Origin of the sequence: Microcoleus sp. S13C4, from assembly GCF_036700865.1 — a bacterium.
Taxonomy (GTDB): Bacteria; Cyanobacteriota; Cyanobacteriia; order Cyanobacteriales; family Microcoleaceae; genus Microcoleus.
The window spans coordinates 20,883-27,396 of sequence record NZ_JAUBPS010000077.1 but is presented as its reverse complement, the minus strand read 5'-3'; the positions used below and the strand labels follow the sequence as shown (position 1 = coordinate 27,396).

Sequence of the window (6,514 nt, the reverse complement as noted above, 5' to 3'; positions counted from 1 at the left end):
TGCTTAAGCTTCGGTGCGCCTACCTTAACGGATCAATATCCGTTTGATGCTCAAAAGCGCAAAACCGGGATGCTCCCCTATAAAGCAATTGTGTCCGAAGCTGGTATGGTGGCTAGTTTCAATCAAAATGATATCATCATTAATTGGGCAAATAAACAACCGCTAGCAAAACCTATAACTTGCTTGGGCGATGGACATGATGGAGTGTGGAATATATTTAAGGAAATCAGTTGTGAACAGAACAGAAGAGAAATTCTCGATTGGTATCATCTGAATCAAAATCTTCAGAAAGTAGGTGGTTCAATGAAGAGACTTAAGCAAGCAGAAGCATATTTGTGGCAAGGGAACGTAGAGAGCGCGGCAGCTCTATTTAGAAAGCTCAAGAAAAAATCAGCAGTGAATTTTTGCAAATATCTAGAAAAGCACAAACAAAGGATTATCAACTATGAAGTTTTCTCTATTGATGGCATCTGTTCAATTGGTTGGCTGAGCGGTAGAATCAGGGATTAAGCAAATAGCCAGACGAATTAAAATATCAGGAGCTAGTTGGAAATCAGAATATGTGGGGCAAGTATTAGCTCATCGTTGTGCTTACTTGAACGGGTTAATTGGAAATCATGGGAAAACTTAATAAGTATAATTACTCACCGCAAAAGTGACATGCTCCCTTTTTGTCTTAGGTCTAGACTGTAAGCCATTTTTTTCTAATTAACTATTTTTATCGATTTTATCATGATCTTACCTCTGTCTCACATTTATTTGAAATGACTATAACTACCGATGTTTCTCAAAAATGGTTACAGGATTATGTAAATAATAAATATTCCTCAATCGAACGCATAGTAAAGGTTAAACCTCAAAAAAAAGTCATATTGAATGTTGAATGTGACGAACTGTGGTCATTTGTAGATTGCCAACCAAATAAACAATGGGTATGGTTGTTAGCAATGGATAGAGAGACCCGAGAGATTATTGGTGTTTATATTGGCGCTCTTCGCGCATTCCTGAGCAAGACAATTATGGAATTCTCTACCTCCTGTATATCGACAATGCGCTGTTTGCTATACAGATTTTTGGCAGGCTTATGCTTGTATTTTTCCCAGCAAACGCCATAAGCCAGTTGGCAAAGATCGTGGAAAAAATAATCATAGTGAAAGATTTAATAATACTTGGCGCCAACGTGTTTCTCGTCTCGTAAGAAAGACTCTCTCATTTTATAAAAAGTTAGAAAACCATATTGGTGCTATTTGGTATTGTGTCCATCATTACCACTATACTGTGAGGCAATAAATATTCAATCACTACATATTTACTACTACCCAAAAAATAAGCTGCTCGATTCCGCAATATTGACCACAAAGCCTTACTATAGCCCCAAGTTGTGACAAAGGGCGCAACTGTTTCTTCTTTATTCACAACTACAGCACTGCAAATGGTCATAAACGGAATCCCCAGGAAATCTGCCACCGTCTCTGCGCCTAGTGAAACTTGGTCTATCAGCAAGGGTTCTATGCCAGTGGCTTTGAATGCTTGTGGAAGTTCTCGCAGAAAAAAATCCCCTGTTTTTCCTATACAGTTAATGGTATATCGTAATGCTGTCATTCCACTCAGTTTCTCTAGTTGGGTAAGCAATTGCACTATTTTGCCAGCGGGATATTCAGATTAACCAATTGCGTGAAATTCCAATCCTGCGACTAGTGTGTTGGCTTGAGCATCGAGTATCCCGAATAGGGTGACGCGATGACCGCGCCGTTGCAGTTCTTTCCCCAAGGGCAATATAGTGTTAAGATGACCAGTTGAGGCGGGACAAATCAGACCAAAATGAGTCATAAAGAAAAGCCAGATGCGAGAAAATTCGTGGCTTTAGCGCTGAGAGGAAAGCAAATGAGCGGTTTTAACCGGAGTGAGTATTGATTTACTACAGGGGGGTTACTTGGTTGAGTGCGCTTTTATCATAGACTTTCAAGGGGACAATTACTGCGTTAAACATTTCGCCCTGTACGTATCGTATTTTTTGGGGCTTGCGCCCCTCCTTTTCGGGGGAGTAATGTTAGCTTCGCGAATGTTTTTTGAGCTGGCGCCAGTCAGCAGCACTTGGTTAGTTCAATGTCCCAGATTCCTGACGGCGAGTAAATCTCAAATAGACTGAGTTCTTTGCCGTTGAGCTTCGTACATGATGAGGGCTGCGGCGATCGACACATTTAAAGATTCTACGCCACGACTCAGGGGAATTTGGATTTGTCGATCGGCCAAACTCCTCAATTCTTCCGACAAACCAGAGCCTTCGTTGCCCAAAACTATCAGAGTCGGCACTCGCAAATCTACTTCCCAATAAGTTAAACTGGCCCCGGCGACGGTTGCTAAAATTTGCATTCCTCGATTTTTATACGCGGAGACTTCGGCGGTTAAATCTGGACTGACTGCCATGGGTAGCTTAAACCAAGCTCCTGCCGAAGCGCGCAGCACTTTGGGATGGTCTAAATCGGCGCTGTCAGCGCTCAGCAGCAAACCGTCAGCATTAGCAGCCGCAGCAGTGCGGACGATCGCCCCCAAGTTGCCGGGATCTTGAATTGTTTCTAGGGCTATTCCTAAAGTTGACAATTCTGCAGGCGGGGTGGAGGTGCGGGGTGCGGTGGCGACAATGCCGTCGGGTTGGACTGTAGTGGCGATCGACTCTAATACTTTTGCACTTACTAATTCGGTGCGATCGGCTAAACTACCAACTTGCTCCCAAAGTTCCCCGTGCTCCTCCAGCCATTCGGGAGTGCAGCAAACGGTTGCTAGCGGGTATTTAGCCGCGCAAGCTTCCTCCAGCAAGTGCGTCCCTTCGAGTAAAAATAATTGTTGTTCCCTGCGTCCCTTCGGGCTGTGCAGCTTGCGAATTTCTTTAACTAGGGGGTTTTGAATACTTGTCAGCATTGTTTAATTCAGCAGAGCGAATGGGGTTATTGCCTGTATCGGGTTAACCCCAAACTTCCTTCTGCCTTGGGAATGCGGAACCCGGGACTTGAACCCGGAAGGCTTGCACCACATGAACCTGAATCATGCGCGTCTACCAATTCCGCCAGTTCCGCATCGGTCACGAATTACTACTATGCCATATGTTTACCGATATGTCAAGTGTTTTGGGGAATTTATTTTTTTGTGGGCTGCGAGTAATAGGGAGAACTTTGAGATCCCCCCTATCCACCCTGCTTAAATAAGGGGGGCTAGGGGAATCTCCAAATTAATATTACACCTTTTTTGCCGCCCTTGTCTTCCACCACAAACCCATTCCAGCAGCCACACACGTACCAACAGCAGTCATGGGTTCCTGTACAGGTTCCTACTCATAAATTGCACTAACTGTAGTGTTATATAGCCTTTCTCAAAAAGATGAGGTACAATAACAGCAGTGTGTAAACCAGTTAAAAATATTTGACGATGTAACGCAGACCCAAACGCAAAGTCTATGGCTTTTCCTAACTCTTGATAATTAGTAGTATTGATAGAACGGAGAATAATTTTAAGTTTTGACCACAGATTTTCAATGGGTGAAAAATCTGGTGAATAAGGTGATAAGTATATTAATTTTGCCCCTTTTTTTTCGAGCGCTTTTTTCACTTTTTCTCCCAGGTGAATGGGACAATTATCCATCACTACACAAACACCTTTCCATAGTTATGGCACGATTTTTCTGGCAATAAAAGCTTCAAATGTAATTGCATCAGTTCCCCCTATTAGATTAACCGATGTCAAAATTTCCTTGACTGACATTGCTCCAATTATTGAAACATTTTTGCCACGCTTAGTTGGTTTTGGCCCCTTGGGTCTTTCACCTTTTTGCATACCTAGCATATAACCTAACCATTGCCAAATTAACTCCCGATTCGTCAATAAATATTAAGTCTTTCAAACTAATCTCTTTAATTGTTTTCCAGAACTCACATCGCAGGATTTGAACTCGCTCCGTGCCTTTGCCTGAACGAAAGAGACTTTTTTTTTGACAGTAATGTTTAAGAGTTTTATCATTCTTCCTATTGTCGCTCTACTCACGGAAAATCCAATTTTCCCATAAAGTAAATAACGGAGTTCTTCAATAGTTGCATCATCCGAACCTTCAATCAATTCCGCCAAGATGAGTAGTTGCTCCGCATTTAGTTTGCCTTTGACTCCACATCGGTCTGTTCTCGGAGTAATATTTTTTGTTTCACGATATTGTTTAAGCAATTTTTGTACAAAGCTCAAGGCTACAGAAAAACGCTTAGCTATTGCTTTTTGTGAAATGGGTTCAGCATGATAAGTATCAAGGATTTTTTGCCTAAAATCAATCGAATAAGCTTTCATTTTTATTTAACAATGTGTGAAGTTTGGTACAAGTAAACCTGTTGTGAGTTAAGCATCGTGTGCTGTCAAAAAAATGCTATTATGTGTGGTATCGCTTTCGCGTGGCTTTACTGAACCATGTAATTATAGTTCATTTGATCATATCTTCTCTGTTTGACCCTCACGAGTGAGTGTCAGTAACATGATACCTCATCTTTCTGAGAAAGGCTATAGAGCCGATCGCGAAAGACTCCGCGCTGAAAGATTGGCAGAAAAACTGCGTCAAGCGGGGATCGAGTTAGACGAACAAGAATAAAATATCAATTGATTCGTCGCATACGATCGTGTTTTGGTATGATGACATTCTTGTGGTACGGTCATCCAGCCCGTCCTTGGCTAACTTGGCACTCCTATGTTAATCGAACGTCTCCAGCCGATCGCCTGGACAAAAAAACCGCGACTCATATCCTTATTTTCTGGTTGCGGCGGCATGGACTTGCCATTCCACCAAGCCGGCTTTGAGGTAGTTTGGGCGATCGACTCCAATAAATACGCCTGCAAAACATTCAGCAGAAACATTGCTGATGTCATCATCAACGACAGCATAGAAAATATAGACATTGCACAAGTTCCCGACGCTGAAATATGTATAGGCGGGTTCCCCTGTCAAGATTTCTCCCTAATTTGGAAGCGCCCCGGACTTGAAGGAACCAGAGGCAATTTATATACATACTTTCTCGATTTTGTCAATAAAAAAAAGCCCAAAGCTTTTGTAGCAGAAAATGTCAAAGGCTTATTAAGTGCCAATAATTATCAAGCAATAAAACAAATAATTTCTGACTTTGAAAATATAGCACCGGGCTACTTAGTTAAACCTAAACTTTACAACTTTGCTGATTACGGAGTTCCGCAATTTCGGCAAAGAGTGTTATTAGTTGGCATTCGGATGGATACAGGATTTAACTTTGTGCATCCTCAACCAGAATATGGTCAAAATCGCAAAAATCCTTATCGAACTGCGGGCGAAGCACTCAAAAATGTGGAAGCAGTTCTTGATAATAACAAACATCATAAAATTCATACCCGTACCGTTGAAATTTTAAATCGAATTCAACCGGGAGGGAATTTTTCGGATATTCCCAAGGATAGTCCATACTATGTCAAAGGCATGATCAGTCACGTTTATCGGCGAATTCATCCAGATAAACCATCATCAACAATTATTGCGGGTGGAGGTGGCGGGACTTGGGGTTATCATTATTTAGAACCGCGTTCTTTGACAAATCGTGAAAGGGCAAGATTGCAAACATTCCCCGATGATTTTGTTTTTGAAGGTTCTACGACTGAAGTGCGGCGGCAGATTGGGAATGCAGTGCCGCCGCAGGGAATCGCTGCTGTTGTGGAGTCTTTGATTCCCCTATTTAAGGGGGATTATCCCCAAGTTGATTTATATGAAATGAGTAAAAAGTTGCAGGGGATGTCTATTCAGGAACGATTAAAATGGGCTGAATTAGAGGTGTCCGAGCAGAGTTTGCAGTTAATTTGAAAGTGGGGTATAATTAAAATACCTGAGCCATACCAGGCTTTAAGCTTATGTCTAAGTCAGCTTATATATAAAATTATTTGTAAAACTAAAATTTAATCGCGTGACAAAAAACTTCACTACAGGAAACTCTTCTAGAAACACACCTCATTACGAAGATCCTCAAGACATACCTGAGCAGTATGCGGACATCGTAGAGGAACTGCGGACTAAGGTTCAAAAGGTTCGATCGATCCATATTAGAAAACCCAGTTCTGGTAATGCTGCGGCTGCCAAACTAGAACTAGAAACTGGCCGAGTTTATAGCAAAGAAGCTACCAGCAAGAAAAAGCCTCTCAATATTCCAGGCAGAGACAATGGGCCAAAGTTGTTTTTTCAGGAAAGGATTGACAGAGCAGCACTCCATAATAATTACAACAAAGAACACGCCGAGTACAAGCTCTTCAATGCACTTGCAGAAGAGTTGGAAGGATATAGTGTACCTTCTGAGGCGACAGGAAGGCTTTACCTTTACACGGAGATGGAGATGTGTTCTGGCTGCAACACTACCTGCGATGAAGACTTTGCTAGGTTGTTCCCGAACATTGAAGTGATTATCTTCTACAAGGAGCCATATCCGTAGAAATATAAGATAAAAAGCCAGTAGAGCCAAGGAAGGCTTTACTG

4 protein-coding genes, 1 tRNA gene and 3 pseudogenes are annotated in these 6,514 nt (G+C 42.0%); 4 read left to right on the top strand and 4 right to left on the bottom strand.

Annotated features, from left to right (window positions below):
- Positions 1-114: 114 nt before the first annotated feature.
- Both QT996_RS24060 and QT996_RS24055 read left to right on the top strand, forming a co-directional pair.
- Positions 115-631: pseudogene (locus QT996_RS24060) on the top strand (ISKra4 family transposase); the annotation flags it as partial.
- 145 nt (positions 632-776) lie between these two features.
- A pseudogene (locus QT996_RS24055) lies at positions 777-1,290 on the top strand (IS1 family transposase); the annotation flags it as partial.
- On the opposite strand, the gene QT996_RS24050 reads toward QT996_RS24055, so the two are convergent.
- The 4 genes and pseudogenes from QT996_RS24050 to QT996_RS24035 all read right to left on the bottom strand — a co-directional run bounded on the left by QT996_RS24050 (position 1,225) and on the right by QT996_RS24035 (position 4,326).
- Positions 1,225-1,602 carry a hypothetical protein gene (locus QT996_RS24050; protein ID WP_333049598.1) on the bottom strand — a complete coding sequence of 126 codons (378 nt, stop codon included), beginning with the start codon at positions 1,600-1,602 and terminating at the stop codon, positions 1,225-1,227. The pseudogene QT996_RS24055 and the gene QT996_RS24050 sit on opposite strands and share 66 nt — an antisense overlap.
- A 534-nt stretch (positions 1,603-2,136) precedes the next feature.
- The gene (locus QT996_RS24045; RefSeq protein WP_333049596.1) at positions 2,137-2,919 is read right to left on the bottom strand and encodes an RNA methyltransferase; all 783 of its coding nucleotides are present in this window, start codon (positions 2,917-2,919) and stop codon (positions 2,137-2,139) included.
- 73 nt (positions 2,920-2,992) lie between these two features.
- Positions 2,993-3,074: transfer RNA gene (locus tag QT996_RS24040), tRNA-Leu, on the bottom strand.
- 293 nt (positions 3,075-3,367) lie between these two features.
- Positions 3,368-4,326 (bottom strand): annotated as a pseudogene (locus QT996_RS24035) (IS630 family transposase).
- A 391-nt stretch (positions 4,327-4,717) separates the two neighbouring features.
- Between QT996_RS24035 and QT996_RS24030 the strand changes: the two are divergent.
- Positions 4,718-5,851, top strand: a complete 1,134-nt coding sequence (locus QT996_RS24030; protein WP_333049594.1) for a DNA cytosine methyltransferase — start codon at positions 4,718-4,720, stop codon at positions 5,849-5,851.
- Positions 5,852-5,951: 100 nt separating this feature from the next.
- Complete coding sequence (locus tag QT996_RS24025; protein ID WP_333049593.1) at positions 5,952-6,470, top strand: deaminase domain-containing protein; 519 nt, start codon at positions 5,952-5,954, stop codon at positions 6,468-6,470.
- Positions 6,471-6,514 lie beyond the last annotated feature (44 nt).

Excerpts from the sequence above, each read along its gene's own strand:
- QT996_RS24050 (WP_333049598.1), bottom strand. The coding sequence starts at position 1,602 with ATGACAGCATTACGATATACCATTAACTGTATAGGAAAAACAGGGGAT.
- QT996_RS24045 (WP_333049596.1), bottom strand. The coding sequence starts at position 2,919 with ATGCTGACAAGTATTCAAAACCCCCTAGTTAAAGAAATTCGCAAGCTG.
- QT996_RS24030 (WP_333049594.1), top strand. The coding sequence starts at position 4,718 with ATGTTAATCGAACGTCTCCAGCCGATCGCCTGGACAAAAAAACCGCGA.